The sequence below is a fragment of the Shewanella hanedai genome, from assembly GCF_007197645.1.
Taxonomy (GTDB): Bacteria; Pseudomonadota; Gammaproteobacteria; order Enterobacterales; family Shewanellaceae; genus Shewanella; species Shewanella hanedai.
The window spans coordinates 154,542-181,216 of sequence record NZ_VKGK01000002.1 but is presented as its reverse complement, the minus strand read 5'-3'; the positions used below and the strand labels follow the sequence as shown (position 1 = coordinate 181,216).

The following is a 26,675-nucleotide window of genomic DNA, read 5'->3' as shown; positions in this document are numbered from 1 at the left end:
AGTGACGTAGGTTGCGCCGTAGGCATGCCTGTCACTTTTCTCTATTGAATGAAAAGGCATAGTTTAATGAAATCGTTTACTCTCAATCTCGTTGGATCTGGCATTGCATTGGCAATTAGCTCCTTGTCGTTACCGGCTGTAGCCAATGGTAGTGATATGGTGAATCCAGAGTCTGGTGTGGTTGTTGGCTATTGGCATAACTGGTGCGGTGGTGCGGGTTATAAAGGTGGCGTTGCCCCTTGTGTGTCACTTGCTGACATCGATCCGCAATACAACGTTGTTGATGTGTCTTTTATGAAAGTTTATGGCGCCGTTGGCACCATTCCTACCTTCAAGCTTGATCCTGAAATTGGTTTAACCGAAAGTCAGTTTATCGACCAAATTAGTGAGCTTAACCGTCAGGGACGTTCCGTCTTGATTGCCCTTGGTGGTGCGGATGCTCATATTGAGTTGCGACTTGGTCAAGAGCAAGATTTAGCCGATGAAATTATCCGTCTTGTTGAACAGTATGGTTTCGATGGACTCGATATTGATTTAGAGCAAGCTGCGGTGACAGCAGCCGATAATCAGGTGGTTATTCCTACCGCACTGCGCATCGTTAAAGATTACTACCGTGCTCAGAACAAAAACTTCTTGATCACCATGGCGCCAGAGTTTCCTTATCTCACCAGTGGCGGCAAGTATGTCCCCTACATTACTGCATTAGACGGTTATTATGATTGGATAAACCCCCAATTTTATAATCAAGGTGGCGATGGTATCTATATCGAAGGTTTGGGCTGGATAGCTCAAAATAACGATAACCTTAAGCAGGAATTTATTTACCACATTGCAGATGCTCTGGCTAACGGCACTAACGGATTTACTCAAATCCCTCACGATAAATTAGTGTTTGGTATTCCTACCAATATCGACGCTGCTGCAACTGGATTTATTCCAGATCCGCAGAAGTTATATGCCGCATTCAATCAATTAAAGCAGCAAGGTCAGCCTTTACGGGGTGTGATGACATGGTCCATTAACTGGGACATGGGACAGAACTCCGCTGGGCAAACTTACCAAGAGTCATTTATTAAGGCATATGGTCCGTTTATTCATGGTCAAGATATTCTTCCGCCAGAGCCGGATAACGGTAAACCTATTTTTTCTGGCTTGAGTGATACTCGAGTCAAGCTTGGTGGCCATTTTGATGCCTTAGCAGGGGTCAATGCTCGCGATATGGAAGATGGTGATATCAGTGCAGATATTCAAATAGAGGGTGCGGTTAATACTCATGAGTTAGGGTTGTACCCGCTGACATATAAGGTTGCTGATAGCGACGACAATGTCACTGAACAAGTTCGTACTGTTGAGGTGTATAACACCAAACCTGAGTTCTCTGGCGTTGCCGATATCACGATTACCTTAGGCAGCGTATTTAATGCCATGGCAGGCGTCAGTGCTATTGATGCTGAAGATGGTGATTTAACGGCAAATATCTCCGTTGAAGGTGAGGTTAATAGCGATCATATCGGCCAGTATCCACTGATGTACCGAGTGACTGATAGTGCTGGGCAAGTCTCTCGTGCTGAACGCATCGTGACGGTTAAAGAGCAAGGTGCTGTTTGTGATAACGCATGGGATGGCACTAAGGTTTACCTTGGCGGTGAGACTGTCAGTCATCACAGCCAGAGTTGGCTTGCAGGTTGGTGGACGCAGGGTAACGAGCCTGGCACGACCGGTGAATGGGGTGTTTGGACCTCAAAAGGTGACAGCGATTGCGACAGTGGTATTCCACCTGTTGTAAAGCCAACACTGGATGTGACTGGGCTCGCTTCTCGTTACCAGCTCGAACAAGGCGCGGTTGATATCCACTTCTCGGTTAGTGTGAGCCAAACCATGATGGTGAGCGCAAGCCTAGTGCAAGGCAGTGACACTTTTGCTCAGGCTGAGATTGAGTTAAGCAGTGAGGGATCACTAACGTTATCGGCTGCTAACTTAACAGCGGGCAGCTACGAGGTATTGGTTGAGGCTAAAGCTGGCAACCTCATGTATCGGGTCGCAGTGAACTTGACTGAAGAAGACGGTGAAGGTGGTGATTATCCTGAGTACGTGTCAGGCACTCAGTATCAAGCTGGTGATGTGGTGACCAATGCTGGTGGCGTCTATCAATGTCGTCCATGGCCTAACAGTGGTTGGTGTGGTGGATCTGCAACTCACTATGCACCTGGAACGGGTAGCGCATGGAAAGATGCGTGGTTTGTGCAATAAACCAGTCGCTATATATTAGTGATAACACTAGCCTCATCATTAAGGTGAGGCTTTCCCTTACGGTGTTTAAGTGAGGATGATGTTTGGCTATTGGTGTTAGTCGACTTAATTTATTCCAGTTGAAATAAGGATCTCTATGATTATTTTTACCACCAATTTTGGTGATATCGAGATTGAACTCGATTTTGAACATGCGCCTGTGAGTGCAAAGAACTTTCTGAGATATTGCGAGGAAGGTTTTTATGATGGGACTATTTTTCATCGGGTGATTAAGGGGTTCATGATACAGGGGGGCGGCTTTACTGCTGACATGGATGAGAAGCCCACGCGAGCGGCTATTGTCAATGAAGCCAACAAGGGACTAAAGAATGTGATCGGCACACTGGCAATGGCGCGAACCGATGCGCCGCATTCGGCCACGGGACAGTTCTTTATTAATTTGGCAGATAACGCATTTTTAGATTATACCACCACCACCAATTTAGGCTGGGGTTATGCCGTTTTTGGTCAGGTAAGCGTCGGTATGGATGTGATTAACAAGATGGCGAAAGTGAAAACTACCTCCAAAGATGGTCATGATGATGTGCCACAGGAGATGATTATTGTTGAGAAGGTGATTGTAGCCCAATAGTTTTTTCGGCTGGAATTGGAGCACTATTATAGCGTCATTAAAATGTTATTGATGTTAGTATTTGTATTATTTTCAAACTAACTGTACAGTTGACTACTCATGTTGTTAATCATAGTTAACTTAAGTGCTTAAATCTTGATCAATTGTTGTATTTGTATCCAACTCTATGTGATTAATTTGGCGACTTTAAGCTGTATTGTTATGACTGGATTTCAGCAGGTTTTTTTCTGTTCAAGATGTCTCAAAGTGAGGGTGGTATCGTTGTAAATATAGGCTTGAAATGTATACTGCTTGCCGAATTTGTCTTATTTCCAAAACAAACAAAGAGATATCAATAATGCGACTTTTTGCTCTATCTAAGTTAATCACAAAGTGCCTTTTTTTGATCTTCTTAGGTGGCATTTCGATTCAAGTGATGGCGCGAGATTTGGAAGAGATCCAAGCGGAGGGAGTACTTCGTCATCTTGGTGTCCCCTATGCGAGTTTTGTCACTCAGTATACCGAAGGTAGCAAGAATTCTCACAGTGGTTTAGATATTGAGTTGATGCAAAATTTTGCAAAGCATCTGGGGGTTGAATATCAGTTTATCCCCGCGACTTGGAATAATGTTTTTGGCAAGCTAACTGGGCGTAATGGTCAGTTTATCGATAATCAAGTTGTGTATTCTGAACAGCAAGTCATTGAAGGCGATGTGATGGCTCACGGTGTGACCATTTTAGATTGGCGCAAAGAGATTATTGATTTCTCTGATGATTACTTCCCCTCCGCTGTTTGGTTAATTGCTCGCACAGAGTCCGAACTTGATCCTATCGTTCCTACTGGCTCAATGAGTTACGACATTACCGCTGTTAAAGCATTAATTTATGGTAGAGATGTGCTCGCAATGAAGCAGTCGTGCCTCGATCCTGATCTGTATGACCTTTATGCCACAGGTGCCAATGTGATATTACCCGCTAAGCGACTGCAGCTTAATGAAATGGTGCCAGCTATCTTAAATAAAGAAGCGGAAATGACGTTGCTAGATATCGCCGATTCACTCATAGCATTGGAAAAGTGGCCGAGTCAGATAAAGGTGATTGGTCCTATGTCTGAAGAGCAAAGAATGGCGATGGGATTTAGAAAAGACTCGCCTAAGTTAAGAGAAGCGTTTAATGAGTATTTAAAACAGATTAAAGCCGATGGAAGTTACAAAAAGCTCATTAAAAAATACTATCCAAGCGTGTTCCATTATTACCAAGACTACTTTTCATCTGCGATAGAATCCTAATTGATATTATGAATATAAAGAAATGGTTTAACCGTCGAACTGCCATTATTGTCGCTGGCATTCTCTTAACTGCTTATCTCTTTTTAATCCTGACAGTGACGAATTTAGGTCAAAGCCGGTTACAAGAGTCTCAAAATAATGCCTTGGATCTTAAAGTCAGTAATTACACTGATAATTTGAGTTTCTTTTTCGATGTGAGCCAAGAAAATATCGCAAACCTTGCTACCAATATCGAATTCAATACCTACTTTTCAAATTTGGCAGCTGGCATGTCATTGCAGTACGGGCTCGGGTCGAGCTTGTTTAATCTTAGGAAGACAATCAATACTTTTGTTGAAACGAGTGAGATAGATCATCATCAAATCTATCAAAGGCTGCTGGTTGTTGGCTTTGGTGAAACGGTGATAGCCGATACCGATCCCAATGCACTATTTGATGTCAGTCAGATCCCAATGAAACTAATGGAGCATACAGGCACTAAAATTGTAATGCTATCGACTCCTAATGGGCCTTCGATCACCTTGCTCAGCACGATATATCTTCAGGGTAAACCTGTGGGAGTCTTGATTGCTGAGATCAATAATGATGTCGTCACCCACCAACTCTCAACCCAAGAGCATGTCAGTAGTGGTAGTTGTTTAAAGCTGATGACACCGCTTGGTGACATATTAGTGTGGAATTCGCTTAAGCCTCTAGCTGGGTCTAAGCCTGCATTACGGGGTATGACGAGTGCATCTATTCAATCCACAGAGCTACAAAGTCACACTAATACTTCAGCTCACGATATCTATTTTGAGAAAGATATTAGTGGCACTCCTTTTAAATTAAAGAGTTGGTTTGAGCCTGTTAATGAACAGGATATTTTTACCTCGGCTTGGTTTATTGCGGCGATATCTTTGTTGGCAGTGCCAGTCATGCTGGGATTACTCTATTTAATGCGGGTCAATAACGCGAATTTAGTATTACAAACCCAAATAGTAGTCTCATCAGAGCAGCAGCAGGAGCTGACGAATCAGAATATGTTGCTTGTCGATGAGGTTAAAAAGCGTAAAACGTCAGAGAATAAATTGGCTTATCAAGCTGCTCATGACGAACTGACAGGGTTATCGAATCGAACTCATAGTATGACTAAGCTAGACAAAGCAATTACTACAGCTCAGTCTAATCAGACTAAGGTGTTGGTGATGTTTTTGGATCTGGATAACTTTAAACAAGTCAATGATACTGTGGGGCATCAGGCGGGAGATGATCTCTTAAAGCAAACCAGTAAACGCTTGTTAAATTCAGTGCGAAATAGCGATACCGTCGCAAGATTTGGTGGGGATGAGTTCTTAATTATTATTCCTGAGTTGTCCCACCAAGATATGGCAAAAATGCAGGCAAGTTTAATACTCGGGCTCTTTGAACAAGGATTCGAGATTGATGGCCATGAGTTCTTTGTATCTACGAGCATTGGTATGTCTATTTACCCGCAAGATGGAAACAGTGCAGCCACATTGCTCAAGAAGGCCGACATTGCGTTGTATCGTGCTAAAGATGCGGGACGTAATGGCTTCAGTTTTTATAACGAGAATATGAACCTAGATGTGCAGCGTAAATTGACCCTTAATGGGCGTTTACATCAGGCGATAAACTCGGATGAGATTGAAATTTACTATCAACCCATTTTAGATCTCGCCAGTGGCAGAATCGTTGGCGCCGAAGCGCTGATGCGTTGGACTGACAGTGAGTTAGGGGTTGTTTCTCCGGAAGAATTTATTCCTCTATCGGAGAAAAATGGCTTAATTCATAAGCTTGGAGATATTGTGTTAATGACGGCCTGTGAGCAAGCCGCACATTGGCAAAAAATCAGTCCGATTAAAATCGCGATCAATTTCTCCAGTGTGCAGTTCCGCTATTGTGAGCAGTTACAGGCCAGAATTGTAGAGGTGTTGGCGCAAACTGGTTTACCTGCTGACAAGTTAGATATGGAGGTGACAGAAGGCTTGTTGATTGAGGAGGATAATACCTTAATGAACATGCTGGCCTATCTTAAACAGTTGGGTGTTGAGCTTTCAATCGATGATTTTGGTACTGGCTATTCTGCGCTGAGTTACTTGCAGAAGTTCTCATTTTCTAAATTGAAAATTGATCGGGCTTTTATTAATAAGATGGCGTCAAGTAAAGCGGACAGAGCGCTGGTAACGGCGATTCTAGCGATGGCTAAATCCTTGGAGTTAAAAGTCGTCGCCGAAGGGATTGAAGATGAGCACCAAGTTGAATTCTTGCAGAGTCATGGTTGTGAGTTTGGTCAAGGGTTCCTCTTTAGCCGCCCTGTTACTGCAGAGGTATTTACACAGCAGCTTTTGGACCAAGAGGTTTGCAGCGCCATCGCATAAAAGCCAATATCGATAGGCATCACTAACCAGATAATAAAACGGCCTTGAGTATGTCTCAAGGCCGTTTTTTATGGTTAATCAGAAGGTTGATTACACCATATTTCGATATAGTCGTTTCATCGCTTTCACTAATCCTTCCACATCATCTTCATCGTGGAATAGGTGAGTCGAGATACGAATGGTGTGGATTTTTTGCATGTCATCTTTCTTATTGTAGAAAGAGGTTGTACGTACAATATAGCCATATTCTTCGTGTAAACGATCGCGGAACTCGGTTAAAAGCTCGCCGTCATGTTGATCATAAAAAGGGTTAAAGGTGGTTAAACCGCTTGATAGTTCACGAATGTTAGGCGCATAGAAGTTTGCAAACGGGAAGGTGTCGAATAGCTCTTCCTTACATAGCTCACTTAGATCCAGTACGCGTTCTTCAATGACGTCTCGACCAATCTCTTCCCACATGACACAGCAATCGGCTAAGGCTTGCTTAGCTGGATAGTTATCTTGACCTACTGATTGCAGTTTAGCTTGTAGCTCTGTAGAGGAAGATGACGAGTTGATGCACCAAAGTGGAGTGTTGCGGTCACTCCAGTATTCGGCTAAACGCTGCGCATTGTCACGAACATAAAGGATACCTGTTGCGCCTGGACCACATTGCCATTTATGGCCTGCACCTGAGTAGAAGTCGCAGTCAATATCATGGAAATCGAGGTTAAGCATACCTGGAGTATGTGCGCCATCGATGAGAGTCACAATGCGATTTGGAATAGCGACTTCCTGACAGATACGCTTGGCTGGCAAGGTGGTGCCAGTGGTGTAGGTGATGTGAGAGAAGACAATCAGGCGTACTCGGTTACCGTACTCAGCAACAGCATCTGCAAATACATTAACGAAGTCATCTTCAGATACGGTGTTATTGCCTGTATATACAGGGATCTCAATCTCTACAACTTCAACATTATAACGATCACTAACATGCTTAAGCGGTATTTTTACAGCACCGTGCTCATGATGTGTGGTTAGAATGACATCGCCTTCTTCAAATTGAAGACCATTAATAATGCTGTTCATTCCGTCAGTGGTATTACGGTTTAATACCAGTTCGTGGTCATAAGCACCAAACCCAGGTGCAACCTGTTTTGCTAACTCAATTGTCGGTACGTTACTTTGCCAAGGATTAGCTGAAATCATCTCATTGGTACGGGCGTAAGACTTTAAAATGCTCTTTGGCATAGAGCCTGATGTGCCTACGTTCATGTAAGTAGTGCGCTTATTGAGTACAAACTCTTTGCGAACCTTTTTCCATAACCGTTTATCTGAATTGTGGCCTCTAAATTGTGTTAGTTCTTGCTCATCTCCTTTGGCTGCAGCAACTGATGGAAACATCATAGTGCCCGCACCGGCAAGTGCTAATCCTGTAGATGTTTTTAAAAAACTTCGACGGTTTAAACCTGGTGTGGCATCTTTATTATCGTTATTCATACTACTCTCAAATTAATTGATGACTGAATATAATTGTTTCTCTAGTGTAAAAAAAGCCTAATGGTATCAAGCTTATGTTGAGCGTTTTCAATATACATACATCGCGAATGTTATTAGTTATAAAGAGTGAAAATCGTGATGAAGAACACAGTTGTGGCAAAGGCTTATATAGAAAGAACTAAAGTATTAAATGTGAAGATCAATGAGTCACTGCGTTGTCGATGTAGCAGTATACAGTTAGGCAGTTGTTTAGTCATGTGTTTTGGGCGGGGTTCCAAAATTTTACGAACTTAGCTCATCGTTAACTCCGCTCTTTTACCTCGTGTGTCACAAATAATATCAATCACTTGGGTTTTGTATGTGTGCTAGGGAGATTAAGAGGTTGTAATGCTCTGTAACAATGGCAACGGGATCACTATCGTTCATCGCTCACTTTTACTGGTAAGAAAACCGAGTTTCGTCAACAGGCCGTTGATCATAAAGCGGCGTTAGCCAAGATAAGAGCCTCGCTGAAGGACAACGGCGTATTTATCATTTTGATCATGAGGCGGTAAAAGGTTCTGGTTATGACGCGCCAAATTCAACCCACAGAATTGATTCCAATATCGTCAAATATCAGATGGAAGAAGCTGGTTTTAAACTCGTTGAGGAAGCTTTTTATCTTAGAAACCCTGATGACAATAGATCGGTGAATGTGTTCGAAGATGAGACCCGTGGTAAAACGGATAGGTTTATCTATAAGTTCACAAAAAGCTAAAGATCTGCATTTTTAGTGTACTGGATTTAGCGATCTGATTGTGTAGTCACTGTTTTAGAATTACTGAGCCAAAGCTTTACTGCCAATGACCCAGTTTTATGGTATATCTCGCGAGTAAGATTATTCTATTTGAGAGAGATAACATGTTAGCCGTAAATGAATATTTTGAAGGGCAGGTTAAGTCCATTGGTTTTCAAGGCGAAGACAAACCAGCGTCAGTCGGCGTGATGGAAGCGGGTGATTATGAGTTCGGTACGGCGGCACCAGAAGTGATGCATGTTATATCTGGAGCATTGACCGTGTTATTGCCTGACAATGATGAATGGCAGACTTTCAAAGCGGGCGATAAGTTTGATGTGGTGGGAGACGCTAAGTTTCAAGTGAAAGTCTCGGTTCAAACGGCATATTTGTGCGTTTATGGCTAATAAAATCTACTAGCTGAGCTATGGCCGCTTATTGATTTTTGAGTAAAAAAAGCCCCTCTCACTTGAGTCAGTGAGAGGGACTTTTTAGTGCATTATGATTGATCGAGTTTTAGATTGACGGCGAGGTCTTGTAAGAATCGCTGAGTTTCTTCGGAAAGTTTGTTTATCTCAGTTACAGATTCTGATGAGCGAGAGGCCAGTTGGCGAACTTCATCAGCAACCACTGCGAATCCTCGTCCATGTTCTCCGGCGCGTGCAGCTTCAATGGCGGCATTGAGTGCGAGTAAGTTGGTTTGATTTGAGATCCCATCGATCACTTTAGCGATATCGGCGATCTCACTGCTGGACTTGGCGACATTGGCCATGATCTCATTCATGCCATCGCGCATCTCTACCTCTTCGGTGACATCCCTTAGGAAGGCTGTGTATAAAATTCGCCCGCTGACTTCGACTTTTGAAAGTGAAAGCGATCCCCATTTCTTACTGCCATCTTTACAGAATACGGGGACTTCACGGACAGTGCCGACAATTTTGTTGATGCCTGTATTTCGGTTCGCATTGACTAAGTTGTCATGGTTGGCCTGAAGCTCCATCGGCACTAACATTTTGACATTTTGGCCAATAACCTCATGTCGTTTATAGCCCCATAGCTCTTCTGCAGCCTTATTGAACATGGTGACAATATTGTGGTCATCTATAGAGACTACGCTGTCTAAGGCTTGCTCTAATGTTTGATCTATCGCTTCCTGTGCCAATTTAGCTTCGGTAATGTCACGTACAAATGCGGTGTATCCTATCTCTCCACCAACCTCTACTTTACATAGGGATAGATTTGCCTGAATGGTGTCACCGTCGGGGCGGGTTAAGTCTATATCTCGGCTGGTTCCGACGATCTTATTAATCCCTGTACTGCGATTGGCATTAACTAAAGAATCGTGGCTAGCTTTTATCTCATTAGGCACCAGCATTTTCACGTTGTTGCCAATAACGGTCTCTCTGGATATACCCCATAGTTTTTCAGCGGCTGAGTTCATGAAAGTGACGATGTTATTGCTGTCTATGCTAATGACGCCATCGAGAGCCTGTTCAAGTACTTGTTGCATGGTTTCTCTAGCTTGACGTCGTGCACTGATATCTCGAGCGAAGCCAACGTAACCAACACCATCATCACTTTCTAATCTGGAAAGGGCGAGGTTTATCCATGTTTTTGAACCGTCTTTACGTACCAGTTCTACATCGCGGCTGGTACCGACAATGATATCTTCGCGGGTACGTCTATTTTTATTCACAAAGTTATCATGGTTGGATTGGATCTCTTTAGGAACGAGCATTTTTACGTTCTTTCCGATCACCTCCTCTTTGGTGTATCCCCACATTTTCATTGCAGAATCATTGATAAAAGTAACAATATTCTGATCATTTATCATGATCACAGAATCTACAGATTGACCGAGAACTTTTTCAACGGCTTTGTTACCCGCTGCAGTGATGGCTTCTTGCACCTTTTTTTCTCTTAGCTTATCGCGTTCTTCATCGGCGGCAGATGGCTTATTTGATGAAGAGAAGAAGTTTTTTATAAACCCGGTCATGTCTGTTTACCTCTTAATCGGTATCATGTCTAAAGGAAGATCGTGGTGACATTTCCATGTCAGTTACTTCTCGCTAAAGTGTCTGAATTTTTGGTTTGAAATATTTTATTTATCAACACTTGTTCAAATTATAGTCAAGAATATGAATGCCACTTATTTTGTGTAAGTAATTTTGTTTTAAGTGTAGAAAAGTCATGAAATGGGGAGGGGAATTTATTGAAATGAGAGGAGTTAATATAGTTTTTTGGCTGATGGTATAGAGTGTGAACAGGTCAATGATAAAGCCCCATGAGTTAAGGTTTCATCATCTTTTGAAACCTTCCCATTGTGTTACTCGCTGATTGTTAAAGTGGGCATTAGCGTTCCAATGCTTACCCACTTTAGGAGATGCTAGAAAATCATGTTGCTTCAGGGGATTGTTTGTTTTGTTGGAAATGAATAATGTCCCTAACATCATGTTGTTTATCTGACAGATCATTTAAAACCCAATTGCTGTGATCGTGTTGCTCGGAAAATTCATTAAGTGTCGTATGCAGTTCACCTAAAGATTGGTGCATCATCTGTGAAATACGGATACAAGAGTCCATTGGGTTTTTAGCTATTATGCGCTGAGCATCCACTTGAAACTGTAATCCTCTAAGACGATGGTGATGCTGCTCCGATGCACTGCCTATCACTTCGTTAACTTCTTCCCTGAGTAAATGTTCAAGTTGTTCTGGATTGTTTTTTGCCATTTTCATCAAGGTGTCAAAATCTGGGAATGTTTGCTGACTCATAGTTGTTACCTACCACTTTTATTTTGATTTGAATTCGCATTTGCTCATTACATTCGAATATTTTTTCTTGCGTAATTTGCATCTTCTAATAGATAGATAAGGCAATTTCCGAACCAAAAAAGATCAGTAAATTTATCAGATGGTTAAAAATTTGGAGTTGGTCGAGTGTCGCAAATGTGAGACTCTGATTTGCGTTGCTACTACATGTTTAACTTTTTAGCATTGGATAAAAGTGGAGTTTTCTCAGGGGATGAGTGAGGTAGATAGGGTGAATAGAAGGAATAAAAAGGAGGCTGTTAAGCCTCCCTTTTTTACGTCTTAGAATTAAGCGCCAGCAATGGGGGTCTGCCCAGTGTGGATTTTTTCACTGCTCTTAATAAACATATAGAGGCAAGTGGTAATTAAGCAACCGCCTAAATAGAAGATCAAAGCATTGGGGGAATCAGATAGATTCGACGCCAATAAAGGGCCTAACACTGAGCCAATACTGTAGCTCAACAGCATTATCTCCGTTGCTGAGACTATTTTTTCCATCTGTATCGCATCACAAGCAAGCGTGATGGCGATTGGGTATAGCGCGAAACTACAAGCGCCTAGTAGTAAGTAGCTTGCACTGAGCACCATAAATGACTTTGATTCTAAAATGCCCATTACAGCGAGTGCACCGAACAAACAAAATAGTGCCATCAATAAGCTTTTGCTCATCTTAGGCGATAAATAGCTCACAAGTGGTTGGACTAACATGCCACCTAAAATGATAGTGGCCATTAGAATTCCAGTTTGCTCTGCTGAACCGGTCTGATTGGTAATATAAACGGGCATTAACCCGTATATTGGTCCAAGCAACAGTCCTGAAACGAGACAGCCTAATATCGCAGGGCGGCTAAGCTTCTTTATTTCACTGAGCTTCATTTTCAGGTTGTGTTCGTTTTTAGGCTGCCCGCTTTTAATCAATAGCGGAGGCAATATTGCCAGCATGAGTAGCCCTAGCACGAATAAATAAGGTAATACTCCATCGATTCCGACAGGGCCAATACCCAGTTGGCCTAAAGCGCTGCCGCCATAGAGAGAGGTCATGTATAGACCTAAACGCTTAGCTCTTTGTTTTGCGCTATCAGCCATCAGTAACCAAGACTCGACGACAACGAAGATACCTGCAACAGCAAAACCTGCAATAAATCGCGCCAGTAACCAAGTTGCTGCGCTTGGAAGGCTGAGCATTAAGACAATAGTCGAGATCAACAAGGACAAAAACAGGATAAATGCCACTCTGTGCCCAGTTTTTGCCACGACGCTTTCTATGCAAGTTGCACCGATGAGCAGGCCAAAGTAAAAAATACTGGCAAGCCAAGGAACGAGCGACTCATCAAGACCGAATGAAGATAATGAGAGAGGAATAAGGCTCATTAAGAATCCGGACGCGACAGCAAAAAACGACAATCCCACTACTGGGACGAAAGTGCTATTTTTGACTGGCTCACAGCTATTTACGTTCACGTTTACCTTCATTAGTCTGCACTTAATATAGCTTAGTGGCTCTATGCGTGTCGGGACGGTTTTAATTGGTCATTGGTTATTTTTTGCGAATGTATTCCCATTTATTAAAGAAGTAAAGAAGATAAATTAATGTAAAGATTAATTTTTTTGCATGTTTATTTATACCGTTGTTTTTAAATAAATATTTTTTACTTTTTTAGATATTAAATTTAATGAATTTCTTTATTGAATAATTACATTTTTTCTAATTGTTAGTGATTTTGGTTGTTTTTGTTATTTATTTTTTAACGTGTAAAAGTGCCATTAAATTGCTTTTAGGTGCTCTTTAAAGTGGGTTAGGTGCCACTTGGTTGCTCTAACTGTTATTTGTTGGTGTTTGTTTGTTGGTTTTGTCTAAGAGGGGAAATATGAGAGCAAAGCTGTTAGCCTAAAAGCAATGGATAAAAAATTGCTTTTAGGGAGTGTTGATTTATGGATTTCAATTTGGTGCAGGCGAGCGCTGAAGATCGCGGGTTTTTATTGGCTTTAAGAGTTGCGACTATGGTGGAGCATTTAGAAGAAGCTGGGATCTTTTTGACTCAGGAGGAGCATTTAAATCGACTTAATGAAGAGTATGATTGCTCCTATCTGATCCTTATTGAAGAGGAAGCTGTTGGTACATTGAAGTTTCGAGAGCAGATTGACAAGGTTGAAGTCATGCAGCTGCAGATCACTCCGACTCATCAAGGTTATGGCATCGGTAAAATGGTGTTGGAACGAGTGATTCAATGGTCTGTCGGTGCAAATAAGCCCGTGGCTCTAACTGTCTTAAAGGCGAATCCGGCCAAAGCGCTTTATTTACGTTTAGGCTTTACCTTAGTCGATGAGGATGAATATGAATTTCATATGCTTAGATCGCCGGTCAACATCGAATAATGAAATCAAAACCTGCTGATGCGACGTTGGTGAGCACTTCGATGGAGTGTGGCTTGGCTAGTGAGCCAAAGGCAAAGTACACCACGATAGCTGCTTGGTCATTAGCCGTTGCTCGGACATTAGATGCTGCGGGTATTGACCCTCAACCGGTATTTGAAGGGGCGGGTTTATCTCTGCAGGAACTAGAGTCAGCGCCAGAGTCACGTATTGCCATTGAGCGCATGACTCAATTTTGGGGTGATGTTGAAAAAGTTACGCAGTCAGCGGCATTTGGTCTGAGTGTTGGGCAATATGCGTATCCAATGCATTTTAGGGCCTTAGGCTTCTTGATGATGACATCGGATACTTTGGCCCAAGCCTTTGAAAAATTGCCCAGTTACTATGCGCTAATAAGTAATTCTGCCGGCATCAAGTTACAGCGAACGCCGCAATTAATTGGTTTTACTATCACCCCGCTTGATGGCGTAGAGATAAGCCATATGGCGATAGATGCGTTTTTTTCGACCTTGATGCACTATGGCGACTTGATGATTGGTGACTCGTGCTTTACTCATCGTGTGGATCTGATGCGCGCTGAACCCAAAGATCCAAGGCCTTGGCTAGATAGCTTTAAGGCGCCGGTGTCGTTTAACAGGCAGGAAAACTGCTTGTGGATGGACAGAGGGATACTTGAAAAGCCCACTTTCATGGCTAACCCTGAACAGGCTGCTGAAAATGAGCATCGAGTCCGTCAATACCTGAATATGATGCAGGCACTCACTTGGCAAGAGAAGACCTCTCAAGCGATACACGCCATGTTAGTGGTGGCTGAGCCAACTGCTGAGCAAATCGCAACAATCTATAATATTAGCGAACGTTCCCTAAGCCGTTATCTAAAACTGGAAGGAACCAATTTCCGATATCTACTCGGAAATAAACGCAAAGAACTTGCCCATTACTACCTGAAAAATAGTGAGATTAGTGTCACTCAGTTGGCCGATAAACTTGGCTATAGTAGCTTAAGTAACTTCACTCGAGCCTTTCATGTTTGGTATGGAGTCAGCCCAAGCGAGTATCGTTCAAGTGTGATGGTTGGCGTAAAATGATAACCTGAGTGTTGTCGATATGTAATAGGTTGGGTTTACTTGTTATGAAAGAGAACCTAGCAAAATGTCGAACCTTCCTCCATGTATCGCGATAGATCCAAGCCTGAATATAAAGGGCAGTACCCAAAAAAGAATAGGGACCATAAGGGCTAATCCTCTGTGTCGATTACTGCTTCCCTGCAGTGTGGGTTTGTTTTTGGTGGGCTGTCAGCCAGATAATACACCGATAAGTGGGAGCGAGCTAACGAGCATAGATGCAAACGGTTTCTCTGCTGCATCGATCTATACCATTGATGCTAATCGTCAGGTGTTAGATCAATTACCTTTTGAAGATACCCAAGACTTCACTGATGCAAAGCGTGGCTTCATTGCCAGTCTTCCAGATCTTAACGTCAGTGGATCACAAGGGGAGACGATTTGGAATACACCCGAATATGACTTTATTGAAGGGGAAGCGCCGACGAGCGTAAACCCTAGTCTATGGCGACAGGCTAGCCTTAATAACATTCAAGGTTTGTTTGAGGTGACCAAAGGGGTGTACCAGATACGCGGTTTCGATCTGGCCAATATGACGATTATTGAAGGTAAGACGGGATGGATCATCGTTGATCCACTGACAACAGCTGAAACTGCCCGAGTCGCTATTGAATTTGTGAATCAAGAGCTGGGTGAAAAACCCATCTCTGCCATCGTGTTCACGCACAGCCATATGGATCACTTCGGCGGCGCTTTAGGGCTTTTTAAAGGGGATATTCAAACAGAGTTGGCTGGCATTGATATTGTCGCCCCTGCAGGATTTATGCATGAGGCAACCAGTGAGAATGTGATGGCGGGCACCGCCATGGTTCGCCGTGCAATGTTTATGTACGGTAAACGTCTGCCCCGCAACGAAAGAGGGCATATCGATTCAGGCCTAGGCAAAGAGCCTGCTTTTGGTACCTTTGGTATTTTAGCGCCAACAATTTCGGTTGAAATCGATGAGTCACATCAAATCGATGGGGTTCAATTCGATTTCCAAATTGTATCTGGCTCAGAAGCCCCTGCCGAGTTTACTTTCTACCTTCCCGAGCAAGAGGCTTATTGTGGAGCAGAGCTGGTCTCTAAGACCATGCATAATCTCTATACCCTAAGGGGCGCTAAAGTCAGAGATGCGTTGCAGTGGAGTCGTTCAATTGATGAGGCGTTAATGAGTCAACGAGAGGCTAAGGTCTACTTTGGCAGCCATCATTGGCCTATTTGGGGAGGAGAAGCGATTGATGATTTCCTCGAGAAACAAAGAGATACCTATAAATATATCCATGACCAATCGGTGCGCATGCTCAATGCTGGTTTGACGCCGAGTGAGATAGCAGAAGCGATCCAGATGCCGCCTTCGTTATCGAATACTTTTTCGAGTCGAGGTTACTATGGTACGACCAAACACAATGCCAAAGCGGTTTATCAAGCTTATCTTGGTTGGTATGACGCCAACCCTGTGAATTTAGACCCTCTGCCTGAAGAAAGTGCCGCAATTAAGTATGTGGCAGTAATGGGAGGTGCTGACGCGGTCTTAAAGCACGCTGAAGCCGCTTACTTAGAAGGAAGTTACCGTTGGGCCGCCGAGTTGCTCAATCACTTGGTGTTTGCTGACAGCGACAATAGTGCGGCCAAAGCGTTATTGGCTAACACCTATGATCAGTTAGGTTATCAGGCCGAGTCTGCTCCTTGGCGAGATGTGTATCTCTCTGCAGCGTATGAATTACGTAATGGTAGTCCCGAGAAAGGCATCGATCTGGTGTCGATGAAACAGATCTTACTGCGATCGCCAGTCGAGAACTTCATGCAATCTATGGCGTCAAGAGTCATAGGGCCAGAGGCTTTTGGAGAGGAGTTTTTACTGAATATCCACTTTACGGATCTGAATGAGAACTATGTGTTAGAGCTGAAAAATGCCGTATTAAATCATAGAAAAGCACCGAAAAATCCACAAGCGAATGCAACGTTGAACATTAGCCATGAGTTGTTTGTCGATATCATCATCGGCAGTGCAAGCGCATCGGATATTCTATTTTCCGATGAGCTAAATATCGAGGGCAGCAAATTGGATCTGGTTAGCTTCTTTGGGCTGCTTGATAAACCTAAAGGCGTGTTTAATATCGTGACACCATAAGTGGGAGGCCTTCGAATGAAGGCTGATTTCATTTTCATTTTTGGTTTAGGGTTTGGTTTAGGTTTAGGTTTAGGTTTTAGTGTCTGGCTGAATTGGTATTGGGAGGTTCGTTTTAAGTTTAACCTTCATTGTTACTTATCACCTGCTGTGAGCTAATGTGTAGTTACTTCTGTGACACGGTGAATATGGCGTAGCCATGAGGTTATGAACGAGAGGCAAGGATGCCGAACTGGCTGTTAGACAAGGATGTTATTCAAGTACAATCCCTGTGGGCTTTACGGCCGCATCTGATGTGAATGGATTCACAAATGCCGAGGTGACATGGATGTCATTGAGCGGCCATGTCACGGACGGTCACAGCCGCATCTACACCTGATGATTTAAAGCAAGAGTTTCGCTTCGATTTGGCTTGAGTTGTTGTGATCAGCTTTTGATTCTCTCCGTGTCCTCAGTGGTGAAGCTTGGGAGTTTTGCTTTTATAGTAATTTATCACTGGTGGTCACAAATAAAAAATGGCCAGTAGCGATGGGCTATTGACCATTACAAAAGCTAACTAAAACTTAATTGATGGTGGAGATATATGTCCAGAATCGATTATTGGTTTTATTGGTTGGGAAATACCAATAGCGGGCGTCGCTACCTAATCCAGATAGTTTGAATAACTCCTTATCTCCATTGTAAGGGTTGTCGTAGACGTACAGATCGCCAAGGGTGCCTATTCGATCAAAATCTCCCCATTGATGATAGGTTTCATCTTTATCATAGCCATTCACCGTGTAAGACAACGAAGTTTTAACTGGGTCAATTAACTTTGCGACTAAGGTGTCTCCTTTGCACACAATGGCTGCACGTTCTGGCTGCTGCGCTTCAGGTATATTCACATGGAATTTGTTCATGGTAGTACCATTGATGCGAACGGCTGACAGCTTAAAGTTTAAAGACTGCCCATTACTCGTCTCTACATTCAGCTGACAATCATTTGCTGTTAGGCGCTCATTGTCATTGCTGTAGGTAAAACCGTATGAACCATGCAGGGCAGGGTAAATGTAGCTCGGCAATATCCCTTGGGGATCGTAATAACCCACAAGCGTGGTAATAGGTATACCAAAGGAAGTGGGCGCTTTTGCTATGGTCAGATCAGGAGCCTCTGCTTCATTCCATGTTATGCCGTCAGAGACATAGGATATGTTCAATCCATTGTAGATAAGAACCGACGTGTCATTGATGTATAGATAACTGTTGTAACCCGCTTTGTGGTTTATCGTGATAGCACGGCCTTTGTTAAGCTCAGAAGCTATGGGGACATTGATGTTCTTTGCCCAATTTCCGTTGTACATCCCAATGTTAACTAACGCATGGTCGTTAAATAACCCCGACAGATAGGCTTCCGATAAATGGTTGATAGATGCATTTATCTGCTCTCCATCCATCACTCGGTGTTGATAATCGGTCATTGTTTCAGTGACAGCATCCCATTTTTTAAAACCAGTATTGGAATCGGCTGAAAAAACAATTTTAGACTCTAGATTACGTTGAATATTAGCCGCGGTATAAGGCGTGTAGAGCGTGAATCGGTTCATCATCGACATGGGAGCGCCGCCAGCCATAGAATCTGAACCGAATGAGCGACCCTCGAAGGGGGCTTGGCACATGCCATTTAGGCACGCGCTTTGATTACTTTTCTTAGATGACATGTTCGGAATAAACTTATTCAGATCTGCATCCCAACCCCAAGTGGAATTAACGGCATCTGCTTGGCGGTGAATCGAACCATCGAAGCCTCCTGGGTAATGACCCATATTGAAGTTGTGTCCGATTTCGTGGCTAAACTCATTACCCAAAGAGGAGTCTAACGTCACTATCCCGCCACCACCGGAGCCACCGTGAGTGACGACTCCGTTCTCATAATTCCCGCGAGTGTTATGAGCCGCTAATTGTGAGGCTAAATAGGGATGGCCACTTTCGCCCTCACCAATGGAGCTGTTGATCCCATAATTGGCGTTATCAATGCCGATAGAGATGAGCTCTTTCCCAATTCGTTGACGCATTGTGCCACTGTGCCAGCCTCCGGTACTTGGATCGAAGTCGGTCAGTAAGGTGCCGTTTGGCAACATCACTTCAGGTAAGTATAAAGATTCATATTGGCTAACTGTCATACGGCTCACTGGCACAGTTTGGAAATACTCACGTTGTGCCAAGGCATCATTGGCAAAGTGAAAAGCGCCGCGGGGCTCAGTTAACATTCCGACATCAATGGTGTGGATAAGTAACTCTGAAGGCGCGCCAACTTTTACGTCACTTAATTTGCCTGATAGCTCACCATGAGAGAACTGCATCGTCATGCCTGGTTGAATCCAGTTTGGTGGCAGTTTGAGACTCCAAGTGTTAACGGCATAAACTAATTTGTTATTTTCTAATTCACCTTCAAGGATCCATTGGCCACTTAAGTATTTAAATACCAGTGTGTTTCCTGTTGTCAGAACGGTAGAGCGGTTGCTGTATTTTATGGTTGATGAGTATCCAGCTCTTGAGGTCACCTTGACGACTTTATCTGCCATTGATGCTGAATTTGGCAAGTAAATATCCCGAGTCCACACACCATTAGCGGTAATGATTTCGACTAAGTTATTGTCTGTTAGGCTTGTCTCTAAGTACGCCGCGCTAGGATCATTAAGTTTAGCCATTTCCGAAGCTGAATGAATGACGGTTGAGGCTCCAGCTACCGGAGTAAAATCGAGTTCACCTTCAGGTGCTCCGTCAATGGCATAGACTGTTTTAGGTAGTTGGTTAGGCGGGTTGAGGCGCATTGTACCCAGAAACTGACCTTGGCTATTCGTCGCTGTAACACTCAGTGGTGTTGCTGTATTGAGATCCTTTTGCTTGGGTTTGAACATCAGCAATGTGGTTCGCAGGGCTGCTAAATAGGGTTGAACATCTCCCTCTACCCCATGTTTTGATGGCATAATTTGGCTTTGAGCAAACGATACCGATGCAGCTAAACTGCCTTCTAAATCACTGGGGAAATCATTGTTATTAAACACCTGTAAATTCGCTGGTGCGGTGGTGGGGTTGATGACTTGTTCAGTCGCGTAAGCAGTGCCTGAAGCTAAAAGGCTAGCCACTATGCTGGCGATATAAGTGGTTTTTACGCGAGAGTGAAGAGGTGAGAAATGTTGCTTTTCCGAGGAAGCCAAGGAAAGAATGTTATTCGACATGTTTTATATCCTATTCGTTAGAAATTATTAACGAAAAGGGCTGCAACCAAGCAGAAAATATAGACAGTTATGATCCATTCTAAACTGTTAATAAAGCTATGGTGGCCCCGCTGTCATAGGTTTTAACAACCCTTAAACCGGTAGCTTTGCGTCTTAGCCTTTCGACTAGTTTGCCCTTTACATATACAAGTTAAACATTAGTACATCGTAGTTTTTTAGATACGATTTAAAATCACTAAACTTTAACTTAATAATAACAATATAGTTTTTTGAATGATTAAACAACTTGTCGTACGGTAACTGCTTAACATTTGATCACTGCACCATTATTCTTTGATCACTTAGTCGCAATGACATCGTGTTATTGACGAGACCTGCAGTGGTTTCAAACGTCGAAAGGGGAAGTTTTAATGAACGTATTTTAATGTCGGAGGGGCTCGTTGCTGGTATTCAGCACATGCTAAGTCAGCGCATATTTGTTAATCTATGCCCCTGAAGTTGTAACTGCTTAAATTCAACGTAAATTCAATATCATTGTATCGTTTTCAAAGGTGAACATGGACGACCATATCGTAATTTTGATTATTGCTTTGCTGGTATTGCTTTATGGCTATATCTCTAAAGCTCTATCTCGACTTAACATCTCCGGCCCAATGGTTTTTACTAGCTTTGGCTTACTACTTTCGCCCTTAGGCTTGAATCTTACGCAGGTGGAAGTCGATTCTGGTTTTGTGAAAATAATCGTCGAGATAGCCTTGGTGCTGGTGTTGTTTGCCGATGCAGCTCTGTTGGATTTTAAGTTGTTAAAGCAGTCATGGAAAATTCCCGCTCGCCTGTTATTTATCGGTTTACCTATCACCATTGTGGTTGGAACTTATGTTGCTATGCTTATCTTCCCTGAAGAACCGCTGACTTATCTGCTACTGCTGGCATTATTGCTGACGCCAACTGATGCTGCATTGGGTAAGGCTGTGGTAACCGATCCTAAAGTGCCAGAAAGGATCCGCTTGAGTATTAACGTTGAGAGTGGCTTAAACGACGGCATCGTGTTTCCCATCGTGTTGACTGCGGTCGCAATGATTCTTAGTGGTTTAACAGAAGCCCAAGATAACGGCTGGATGGGCTATGTGGTTGAACAGATCATATTTGGTGCCTTGGTTGGCGGAGCCGTTGGCTACTTAGGCACTAAGCTGACCATGAAGTCTGTAGAGAAGCGCTGGATGGAGCTGAGTTACGAAAACCTCATTCCCATAGCGTTAGCTATTTTGTCTTTCTATTTGGCTGAGTCATTTGGTGGAAATGGATTCATCGCTGCCTTTTTTGCAGGTTTGTATGCGGGGAATACCTGTGAGAAGACCAGACAACATATTGAAGATTTTACCGAAACTGAAGGTGAGTTATTTGTACTCATGAGCTTCTTTTTGTTTGGCTTAGTTTTTGTCCCACTCACCTTGCCTTACATCACTTTCGACGTTGTCTTATATGCATTTTTAAGTCTGACAGTGTTGAGAATACTGCCTGTGATGATCTGTTTGATTGGTGCTAAATTGGATCTGGCGACCATGGCGTTTATTGCATGGTTTGGCCCGCGAGGCATCGCTTCAATCCTGTATGTATTAATCGTTGTCCATGAGATAGGCACCATGGAAGGGTATGAAACTATCTACGCTGTCGTGACCTTGACCGTGTTAATGAGCATTTTAGCCCACGGGCTAACTGCCCAACCTTTTGCTAATTTGTACGCCAAGTCTCATAAAGAAGAGCACAAGGAATAAGTCGGCCTTCGCATGAAGGCTGATGATATTATCTTGCTGCGATTGAATAAGCTGTCATGCAGCAAAGGAACCTATTTGTATGCCTCACGTAGAAATTAAATATTCTGACAATTTAGACATCGATACCCACAAGATCTTTGATGCGGTCGAGAAAACCATCAATCAAAATGACATGAGCGCAGGGGAGTGTAAATCAAGAGCTTACCCTTGCTCTCAGTATAAATACAGCCATGTGCTGGTCACAGTATCGTTATTAACAAAACCTCATCGAGATAACGTTTTTACCCAAAATTTAAGCCGTGAAATAGAAACGGCGATAAAAGCTCATCTTAAACAAAGCTTATATTTTTCGTTAAATATTGAATATAGTCTGGATTACTACACGACAAATATTCATCTTGTTGAAGGCGATGAGCTACAAAGTAGGCTTGATGACGTTACAAGTTAAGTGGTTATCAATTGCTTTTATTGCCTAATCCCCCTCAATGAGTAAGAGCCTTAGCCCTCATTCATTCTCGTCACAGTGGTGCTAAATCGAAGCGATACTCAAATGCTTGTCAGTAGAGTAAATATCGTTGACATATCATACGTAAAACCACTTAATGAGATTAGTTGTTATTCTCATTAAGTGGTTTATATGTGCCAATGCTTCCCACAATTTGAACGTCAAGATCCTGCGATAAATGTGCTGCGCCATAAGATACGACATGCTGAAGAGGTTGATAATCCAAGTTTGGTGTTGATCTGGTTTTCCATGGAGGAAGCTTTGATGGGCGCATGTAAGCATGCGGCCTGGTCTCTTCATGTCGCAGAGTACCGATTATTGCTCGATACTCTATCTGATGACATGCTTGCAGGCCACTGGCGACTTTGGTGTTTAGATAACATCTATAAGCCGTTGAGTGTGTTGTCGAGGCTGGTGGACTGTGACGCTCAAAAGCAAGAGCTAGAAAAGCTCTTCTATGAGTTAAGAGTGACGAGCGAGTTCTTTAAGCCAGGTTTAGCGCAATGAAGTGGCTCACCAAAAATAGTGCTATGCATATCAAACGGCAATTAGGGTGGATAGATAGATCATGAATACACGTATTGAAAAAGACAGCATGGGTGGGCTTCAGGTGCCAGCAGATGCGCTCTATGGTGCCCAAACACAGCGAGCAGTGAATAACTTTCCTATCAGTGGTCGAACTTTACCTAAGGCCTTTATTAAATCCCTACTCATGGCCAAGTCTGCTGCGGCTCAAGCTAATGCCAAATTAGACTTGTTACCACAAACGATGGCTGACGCTATCTCTGCTGCTGTGAGTCAACTGCTTAACGATCAGAACATGATGCAACACTTCCCTGTTGATGTGTTTCAGACTGGCTCAGGTACAAGCTCGAACATGAATGCGAATGAGGTCTTGGCCACTCTAGCTTCTAAAATAGCGGGGCAAGCCGTCGGTGCGAATGATCATGTCAATTATGGTCAAAGCAGCAACGATATCATTCCATCTTGTATTCATATCAGCGCAGCGATGGAGCTAGAGGGACACCTTTTACCCGCCCTTAAGCATCTGTTGACAGTGATTAAGCAAAAAGCCCAAGAGGTGGATCATCATGTGAAGACAGGTCGAACTCATCTGATGGATGCAATGCCCGTACGTATGAGTCAAAGCTTGTTGAGCTGGGCGAGTCAGATAGAGCAAAATATCGAATTGATAGATGGGATAAGACCTAAATTACACAGCCTCGCACAGGGAGGCACAGCGGTGGGAACCGGCATCAATGCCCACAAGGATTTCGCCGCCGAGTTTACTCGTCTGCTCGGTGAATCAACCGGTTTACCCTTTACCCCCGCGAGCAATTTTTTCAGTCACATAGGCACTCAAGATATCGCCGTTGCCTTGTCGGGGCAGCTAAAAACCACGGCGGTGTCGATGATGAAGATAGCTAACGATCTCCGTTGGATGAACTCAGGGCCATTAGCAGGGTTAGGTGAGATTGAACTTCAAGCGTTGCAGCCAGGTTCATCAATCATGCCTGGCAAGGTGAACCCAGTGATCCCTGAAGCCACCACGATGGTCGCCGCACAGGTTATCGGTAACGACAGCGCAATCACTATTGGTGGCCAGTCAGGTAATTTTGAATTGAACGTCATGTTGCCTATGATTGCCGACAACCTGCTGTCGAGTATCAACTTACTTGCCAATGTCAGTTATCTATTGGCAGACAAAGCGATAGCCACTTTCACTGTCAATGAGCAGCAGTTGCAGAAAGCGTTGGCACGTAACCCCATCTTAGTCACCGCTTTGAACCCGATAATTGGATATGCCAAAGCTGCCGACATTGCCAAGAAAGCCTACAAGGAGGGTCGATCAGTACTCGATGTAGCCGAAGAGGAGACTGATATTCCGCGAGGGGAATTAGAGGTGCTATTAGACCCTATGAAGCTCACTTTAGGAGGTTTATAAACAGTTCTTCGAATGAAGACTGATTACATTTTTCTTGGTTTGATTTTTAATTTCTGGCTGAGTTTAGGGATTGGGTGATGTGTTTATCGTTTAATTCAGAGTGAACGATTTGCAATTTAGGGGGAATATAAAGCAGCATGGACTTATATAGTTAAAACCTACTATTTGAGGAACCATCATGAAACGGCTAACACTAGTATTGGCTTTACTATGCTCCCCCACGGTTTATGCAGGTGCATCAGCTCCAGACTTGGTTTATGCGGCTTTAGAAAGAACCAAGCATAGTGTGAGGTATGATGGTGCTTACCATAGCATCAGCTATCCCAATGGCGATGTTCCTGCAAATATTGGTGTATGTACCGATGTCATTATTCGCAGCTACCGGCAATTGAACGTAGATCTTCAAGCGTTAGTTCATGAGGATATGCTGGCAAACTTCTCCGAATATCCATCAAAAAGAATATGGGGGTTATCACGTCCTGATAGCAATATTGATCATCGTCGTGTACCAAATCTGCAAACCTTTTTTACGCGTCATGGCACGGTATTGCCAATCAGCCAGAATGCGAAAGCATACCGTTCTGGGGATATTGTGACTTGGATGCTACCAGGTAATCTTCCACATATCGGCATCATAGTTAACCAAGACGTTGGTGATAAAGAAAAGCCTTACGTGGTACACAATATCGGTTCAGGCCCAATACTTGAAGATATGCTGTTTGATTATCAAATCACAGGGCATTATCGATATGAGGCAACAGTTAGTGGTGATTAATTTAACCTTCGAATGAAGACTAATTACATTTTTTGGTTTGGTTTGGTTTGGTTTTAGTTTTTGGTTGAATTTGAATTTGAATTTGAATTTGAATTTGAATTTGTATTGGTTTGGATTCTTTTGTTCAAACTTCGTTTGAAATTAAAGTCGTGGTATTCCATACCACACCGGGCAAGGAGGACTGCTCGTCCTCATCCTCCTTGCATCCACCTATGACGCCCCAGCGAAGTTACATGCATTGAGTACATGCCTCATACTCCAATCAAAATAGCTTAACGGCTCAGATGCTACATCCATGTAGCTCCGAGCCTGAACCATCATCCATGATGCCTCTACAGCATTTTGAATTACGTATTTCGGCAACTTCCAATGGGGATAACTTAAGCCTGCAACGGCAATTGGAATCGCGCCAAAAGTGTTATTCGGATTTATAAACACCCACGTATCTCTTATTGGAAAGCCTTAATAGTTTTCCTTTGTATAATTTAGAATAATTCTTTTATAGCAAATGGTTGCATGTTTTAATCTCACCTAAGCAATCAAACCGATAGGAATGTTTATAGTAGTTATATTGGATAAGCGGTTATAAATCTAAGACATATTGTGTTTAATTAAATTATTCAACTAAAGCATGGAGCGTAAATGTTTAAGAAAGTATTCTTCTCTTTTGTAGCTATCTTATCGATCTCTGGTTGTGCTACTAAAACTATTGGTCCAACACCAGCTGGTGAAAACACCTATGTAATATCAAGACAAGAAGGTGCATTCCCGTCTGGAGATGAACCTTTACTTGCTGAAGCTTTAGGCGAAGGTAGTCGTTTTTGTAGCAGCTTAGGGAAGGTTTTAAAACTTGTTAATACTCATGAAAATCCAGGGCCTTATATTTTAGGTAATTATCCTAAGGCAACAGTAACTTTTGAGTGTGTTAATAAAACTAAAACTTAGGTGTAATGGGCTTAAAGGATGCACATTTAAACGGCTAAAATTAATTGAAAATGTTAGTTTTTCGCTGGTTTTAATCAATAGTTTTTAGCCTTTTCAGAAGCGTTAAACCTTAATCGAAGAGATAAACACTCGGGTGTAGATGCGGCAGTGAGCTTCGATGACATGGATGTCATCGTAGAGACTACAGGGATTGTACTTGAATGATATCCTATCTAAAGGCCAGTTCGACATCCTTGTCTCTCGTTCATAAGCTCAGAAACTTAAAGTTTCTATTCACCGTGTCACTGAAGTATCTGCACATAGGCCTGCTGCAAGCA

20 protein-coding genes, 2 pseudogenes and 1 riboswitch are annotated in these 26,675 nt (G+C 43.0%); of the genes and pseudogenes, 15 read left to right on the top strand and 7 right to left on the bottom strand.

The genetic code is table 11. From position 1 onward, the window contains the following. Nucleotides 1-66: 66 nt before the first annotated feature. The 4 genes from FN961_RS26135 (at nt 67) to FN961_RS02675 (ending at nt 6,526) form a co-directional block, all read left to right on the top strand. On the top strand, nt 67-2,250 hold the full coding sequence (locus FN961_RS26135) for an immunoglobulin-like domain-containing protein (protein ID WP_143562998.1): 2,184 nt from the start codon (nt 67-69) through the stop codon (nt 2,248-2,250). A 136-nt stretch (nt 2,251-2,386) separates the two neighbouring features. Next, a complete protein-coding gene (locus tag FN961_RS02685) occupies nt 2,387-2,881 on the top strand; it encodes a peptidylprolyl isomerase (protein ID WP_143562997.1) in 495 nt (164 codons plus the stop codon). Between the two features lie 337 nt (nt 2,882-3,218). Then, nucleotides 3,219-4,148, top strand: a complete 930-nt coding sequence (locus FN961_RS02680) for a transporter substrate-binding domain-containing protein (RefSeq protein WP_143562996.1) — start codon at nt 3,219-3,221, stop codon at nt 4,146-4,148. A gap of 8 nt (nt 4,149-4,156) precedes the next feature. Continuing rightward, nucleotides 4,157-6,526 carry a putative bifunctional diguanylate cyclase/phosphodiesterase gene (locus FN961_RS02675; RefSeq protein ID WP_143562995.1) on the top strand — a complete coding sequence of 790 codons (2,370 nt, stop codon included), beginning with the start codon at nt 4,157-4,159 and terminating at the stop codon, nt 6,524-6,526. Between the two features lie 90 nt (nt 6,527-6,616). On the opposite strand, the gene FN961_RS02670 is transcribed toward FN961_RS02675, so the two are convergent. Then, on the bottom strand, nt 6,617-8,005 hold the full coding sequence (locus FN961_RS02670; RefSeq protein ID WP_143562994.1) for an aminotransferase class V-fold PLP-dependent enzyme: 1,389 nt from the start codon (nt 8,003-8,005) through the stop codon (nt 6,617-6,619). A 900-nt stretch (nt 8,006-8,905) separates the two neighbouring features. Here FN961_RS02670 and ppnP point away from each other — a divergent pair. Further along, nucleotides 8,906-9,187, top strand: a complete 282-nt coding sequence (ppnP, locus tag FN961_RS02660; RefSeq protein WP_143562993.1) for a pyrimidine/purine nucleoside phosphorylase — start codon at nt 8,906-8,908, stop codon at nt 9,185-9,187. A gap of 140 nt (nt 9,188-9,327) precedes the next feature. On the opposite strand, the pseudogene FN961_RS26235 reads toward ppnP, so the two are convergent. The 4 genes and pseudogenes from FN961_RS26235 to FN961_RS02645 form a co-directional block, all read right to left on the bottom strand. Continuing rightward, nucleotides 9,328-9,570 (bottom strand): annotated as a pseudogene (locus FN961_RS26235) (methyl-accepting chemotaxis protein); the annotation flags it as partial. A gap of 12 nt (nt 9,571-9,582) precedes the next feature. Then, nucleotides 9,583-10,776 (bottom strand): annotated as a pseudogene (locus FN961_RS02655) (PAS domain-containing protein); the annotation flags it as partial. A gap of 398 nt (nt 10,777-11,174) precedes the next feature. Then, nucleotides 11,175-11,552, bottom strand: coding sequence for a DUF3135 domain-containing protein (locus FN961_RS02650; RefSeq protein ID WP_143562991.1), 378 nt, complete (start codon nt 11,550-11,552; stop codon nt 11,175-11,177). Nucleotides 11,553-11,876: 324 nt separating this feature from the next. Then, a complete protein-coding gene (locus FN961_RS02645) occupies nt 11,877-13,061 on the bottom strand; it encodes an MFS transporter (RefSeq protein ID WP_143562990.1) in 1,185 nt (394 codons plus the stop codon). Nucleotides 13,062-13,520: 459 nt separating this feature from the next. On the opposite strand from FN961_RS02645, the gene FN961_RS02640 reads away from it, so the two are divergent. The 4 genes from FN961_RS02640 to FN961_RS25740 all read left to right on the top strand — a co-directional run bounded on the left by FN961_RS02640 (nt 13,521) and on the right by FN961_RS25740 (nt 17,354). Beyond that, entirely contained in the window at nt 13,521-13,964 is a 444-nt protein-coding gene (locus FN961_RS02640) for a GNAT family N-acetyltransferase (protein WP_143562989.1), read from the top strand. Beyond that, nucleotides 13,964-15,049 carry an AraC family transcriptional regulator gene (locus FN961_RS02635; RefSeq protein WP_229814608.1) on the top strand — a complete coding sequence of 362 codons (1,086 nt, stop codon included), beginning with the start codon at nt 13,964-13,966 and terminating at the stop codon, nt 15,047-15,049. The genes FN961_RS02640 and FN961_RS02635 overlap by 1 nt, the downstream gene beginning before the upstream one ends. A 64-nt stretch (nt 15,050-15,113) precedes the next feature. After that, the gene (locus FN961_RS02630; RefSeq protein ID WP_229814609.1) at nt 15,114-17,198 is read left to right on the top strand and encodes an alkyl/aryl-sulfatase; all 2,085 of its coding nucleotides are present in this window, start codon (nt 15,114-15,116) and stop codon (nt 17,196-17,198) included. Between the two features lie 15 nt (nt 17,199-17,213). Beyond that, nucleotides 17,214-17,354, top strand: a complete 141-nt coding sequence (locus FN961_RS25740; RefSeq protein ID WP_185972697.1) for a hypothetical protein — start codon at nt 17,214-17,216, stop codon at nt 17,352-17,354. A gap of 404 nt (nt 17,355-17,758) precedes the next feature. On the opposite strand, the gene FN961_RS02625 is transcribed toward FN961_RS25740, so the two are convergent. Beyond that, nucleotides 17,759-20,413, bottom strand: coding sequence for a M66 family metalloprotease (locus FN961_RS02625; protein ID WP_143562988.1), 2,655 nt, complete (start codon nt 20,411-20,413; stop codon nt 17,759-17,761). Nucleotides 20,414-20,510: 97 nt separating this feature from the next. Further along, nucleotides 20,511-20,598, bottom strand: a riboswitch (cyclic di-GMP riboswitch). Between the two features lie 372 nt (nt 20,599-20,970). Between FN961_RS02625 and FN961_RS02620 the strand changes: the two genes are divergently transcribed. From FN961_RS02620 to FN961_RS02600, 5 genes are all read left to right on the top strand, one after another. Next, nucleotides 20,971-22,188 carry a cation:proton antiporter gene (locus FN961_RS02620; RefSeq protein ID WP_143562987.1) on the top strand — a complete coding sequence of 406 codons (1,218 nt, stop codon included), beginning with the start codon at nt 20,971-20,973 and terminating at the stop codon, nt 22,186-22,188. 79 nt (nt 22,189-22,267) lie between these two features. Next, complete coding sequence (locus FN961_RS02615; protein ID WP_143562986.1) at nt 22,268-22,636, top strand: tautomerase family protein; 369 nt, start codon at nt 22,268-22,270, stop codon at nt 22,634-22,636. Nucleotides 22,637-22,825: 189 nt separating this feature from the next. Next, nucleotides 22,826-23,200 carry a hypothetical protein gene (locus tag FN961_RS02610; protein ID WP_143562985.1) on the top strand — a complete coding sequence of 125 codons (375 nt, stop codon included), beginning with the start codon at nt 22,826-22,828 and terminating at the stop codon, nt 23,198-23,200. A 61-nt stretch (nt 23,201-23,261) separates the two neighbouring features. Further along, nucleotides 23,262-24,638: a class II fumarate hydratase gene (locus tag FN961_RS02605; RefSeq protein ID WP_143562984.1), complete on the top strand. Its 1,377-nt coding sequence runs from the start codon at nt 23,262-23,264 to the stop codon at nt 24,636-24,638. A gap of 178 nt (nt 24,639-24,816) precedes the next feature. Next, the gene (locus tag FN961_RS02600) at nt 24,817-25,413 is read left to right on the top strand and encodes a DUF1287 domain-containing protein (RefSeq protein ID WP_143562983.1); all 597 of its coding nucleotides are present in this window, start codon (nt 24,817-24,819) and stop codon (nt 25,411-25,413) included. 210 nt (nt 25,414-25,623) lie between these two features. Here the strand turns inward: FN961_RS02600 and FN961_RS02595 are convergent, their stop codons facing one another. Then, entirely contained in the window at nt 25,624-25,851 is a 228-nt protein-coding gene (locus tag FN961_RS02595) for a hypothetical protein (RefSeq protein WP_143562982.1), read from the bottom strand. A 204-nt stretch (nt 25,852-26,055) separates the two neighbouring features. On the opposite strand from FN961_RS02595, the gene FN961_RS02590 reads away from it, so the two are divergent. Further along, nucleotides 26,056-26,358: a hypothetical protein gene (locus FN961_RS02590; RefSeq protein WP_143562981.1), complete on the top strand. Its 303-nt coding sequence runs from the start codon at nt 26,056-26,058 to the stop codon at nt 26,356-26,358. Nucleotides 26,359-26,675 lie beyond the last annotated feature (317 nt).

Bases quoted from the DNA above. Each gene is read 5' to 3' on its own strand.
- FN961_RS02640 (WP_143562989.1), top strand. From the start codon at position 13,521: ATGGATTTCAATTTGGTGCAGGCGAGCGCTGAAGATCGCGGGTTTTTA.
- FN961_RS02610 (WP_143562985.1), top strand. From the start codon at position 22,826: ATGTGCCAATGCTTCCCACAATTTGAACGTCAAGATCCTGCGATAAAT.
- FN961_RS02670 (WP_143562994.1), bottom strand. From the start codon at position 8,005: ATGAATAACGATAATAAAGATGCCACACCAGGTTTAAACCGTCGAAGT.
- FN961_RS02590 (WP_143562981.1), top strand. From the start codon at position 26,056: ATGTTTAAGAAAGTATTCTTCTCTTTTGTAGCTATCTTATCGATCTCT.
- FN961_RS02650 (WP_143562991.1), bottom strand. From the start codon at position 11,552: ATGAGTCAGCAAACATTCCCAGATTTTGACACCTTGATGAAAATGGCA.
- FN961_RS02605 (WP_143562984.1), top strand. From the start codon at position 23,262: ATGAATACACGTATTGAAAAAGACAGCATGGGTGGGCTTCAGGTGCCA.
- FN961_RS02635 (WP_229814608.1), top strand. From the start codon at position 13,964: ATGAAATCAAAACCTGCTGATGCGACGTTGGTGAGCACTTCGATGGAG.
- FN961_RS02680 (WP_143562996.1), top strand. From the start codon at position 3,219: ATGCGACTTTTTGCTCTATCTAAGTTAATCACAAAGTGCCTTTTTTTG.
- ppnP (WP_143562993.1), top strand. From the start codon at position 8,906: ATGTTAGCCGTAAATGAATATTTTGAAGGGCAGGTTAAGTCCATTGGT.
- FN961_RS02685 (WP_143562997.1), top strand. From the start codon at position 2,387: ATGATTATTTTTACCACCAATTTTGGTGATATCGAGATTGAACTCGAT.
- FN961_RS25740 (WP_185972697.1), top strand. From the start codon at position 17,214: ATGAAGGCTGATTTCATTTTCATTTTTGGTTTAGGGTTTGGTTTAGGT.
- FN961_RS02600 (WP_143562983.1), top strand. From the start codon at position 24,817: ATGAAACGGCTAACACTAGTATTGGCTTTACTATGCTCCCCCACGGTT.
- FN961_RS26135 (WP_143562998.1), top strand. From the start codon at position 67: ATGAAATCGTTTACTCTCAATCTCGTTGGATCTGGCATTGCATTGGCA.
- FN961_RS02675 (WP_143562995.1), top strand. From the start codon at position 4,157: ATGAATATAAAGAAATGGTTTAACCGTCGAACTGCCATTATTGTCGCT.
- FN961_RS02615 (WP_143562986.1), top strand. From the start codon at position 22,268: ATGCCTCACGTAGAAATTAAATATTCTGACAATTTAGACATCGATACC.
- FN961_RS02645 (WP_143562990.1), bottom strand. From the start codon at position 13,061: ATGAAGGTAAACGTGAACGTAAATAGCTGTGAGCCAGTCAAAAATAGC.
- FN961_RS02620 (WP_143562987.1), top strand. From the start codon at position 20,971: ATGGACGACCATATCGTAATTTTGATTATTGCTTTGCTGGTATTGCTT.
- FN961_RS02625 (WP_143562988.1), bottom strand. From the start codon at position 20,413: ATGTCGAATAACATTCTTTCCTTGGCTTCCTCGGAAAAGCAACATTTC.
- FN961_RS02630 (WP_229814609.1), top strand. From the start codon at position 15,114: ATGTCGAACCTTCCTCCATGTATCGCGATAGATCCAAGCCTGAATATA.